The following is a 1,476-nucleotide window of genomic DNA, read 5'->3' as shown; positions in this document are numbered from 1 at the left end:
CCGCGCCGTGGCGCCCCCCCGCCCCCCGCCGCCCCGGCCCCCCCCCCCCCCGGGGGGGGGGGGCCCCCCGCCCCCCCCCCCCCCCCCCCCCCGCGACCAGCGGCCCTCGGGCCGGGCTTACTTGCGGATGTGCGTCACATTGTGGCTGTCGACGTTGACCTCGTTGTGGATGTCCCCGACGTGGAAGTCGATCAGCCCGCACAGCAGGCAGCCCGGGTCGGCGGCCGGGGGAGCCGGAGCCTGGGACACCGTGACGGTAGTGGTGGCGCTCGAAGCGCCGCAGCTGTCGTCGCCGTTGTAGGCGGCCACGATGGTGTGTGTTCCGGTGGTCGTGAAACCGGTGACCAGTGAGGAGTGCCCGTCGGCGGAGACGGGTGCGGTCGCGAGGAGGTCCGCGCCGTCGAAGAACGACACGCCGAGGCCGCCGTCCGGATTCGAGCTGCAGGTCACCGTCGCGTCGAGGGTCACCAGTTGCCCGGTCGTCGCCGGGGAGGGGATGACCTGGACCGTGGTCGACGACTGATCGACGGCGGCAGCCGACGGAGCGAGGGACAGCACTGTGGCCGCCGCCGCTACGACGACCATGACTCCGGCTTTGCGCGCACGACACCGTTTCACTGAGGGGCCTCCTCGGTCTGATTGTCAGGCGGGGGTTCGCCGTAACCGTTCGGAGCGTGACCCTAGGCCGCTTCTGATGGCATGTGCGGGAGGCGCGGGTCCCGGCGGACCCACCCGAGTCACCGGCTCGCTCGAATGGGCTGGAGCGGGCCGGTGGCGCGGGCCGATGGCGCCGGTGCCGTGGCACCGGCTAGATCGCGGGAGGCGCGACGCGCTGGTAGGTGAGCGAGTTGCTGGTGCCGCCCGACGTCGTGACGCTCACCGGCACCGGACCCGCCGGACCCGCCGGGGCGATCGCGACCGCGGTCGTGTCCGACACCACGGAGAAGGCCGCCGGTGCGGTGCCGAAGTGGACCGCGAAGGTCGTGGTCAGCCCGGTGCCCGTCAGGGTCACGGAGGCGCCCGCGTCCGTCGGCCCCTGCGCGGGCGAGAGCGCGGTCAGCGCCGGCGCCGCCAGGTAGGTGTAGACGACGGAGTTGCTGGTGCCGCCGGGACCGGTGACGGTGCACGCGACGGAGCCGGTGCCGGCCGGGGTGACGGCGGTGATCTGGGTCGCCGAGTTGACGGTGTAGGAGGTCGCGGGGGTGCCGCCGAAGCCGACGGCGGTGGTCCCTGTGAGGCCGGCGCCGGTGAGGACCACGCTGGTCCCGCCGGACGCAGGGCCCTTGGTGGGCGAGACGGACAGCAGTGAGGGCGCGTTGAGGTAGTAGAAGAACACCGGCCCCGAGGTGCCGCCGAGGGTGGTCGCGGTGACCGCCACCGCGCCGGTGCCGGCCGGGGTGACGGCGGTGATCTGGGTCGCCGAGTTGACGGTGTAGGAGGTCGCGGGGGTGCCGCCGAAGCCGACGGCGGTGGTCC

Annotated in this window: 2 protein-coding genes; both read right to left on the bottom strand. The window is 74.1% G+C overall.

The window, feature by feature from the left end; genetic code table 11:
* Positions 1–117: 117 nt before the first annotated feature.
* A complete protein-coding gene (locus tag ACF07B_RS37370; protein WP_392182197.1) occupies positions 118–585 on the bottom strand; it encodes an Ig-like domain-containing protein in 468 nt (155 codons plus the stop codon).
* 223 nt (positions 586–808) lie between these two features.
* Positions 809–1,476 (bottom strand): IPT/TIG domain-containing protein (locus tag ACF07B_RS37365; RefSeq protein ID WP_392182196.1); only part of this gene is annotated, 668 nt, incomplete at its 5' end.

Source organism: Streptomyces sp. NPDC015532, from assembly GCF_043078065.1.
GTDB lineage: Bacteria > Actinomycetota > Actinomycetes > Streptomycetales > Streptomycetaceae > Streptomyces.
Note: the sequence above shows the minus strand (reverse complement) of the source record. Positions and strands in the feature narration are given on the sequence as shown.

Coding starts and splice junctions, on each gene's coding strand:
- ACF07B_RS37370 (WP_392182197.1), bottom strand. CDS start 585: ATGGTCGTCGTAGCGGCGGCGGCCACAGTGCTGTCCCTCGCTCCGTCG.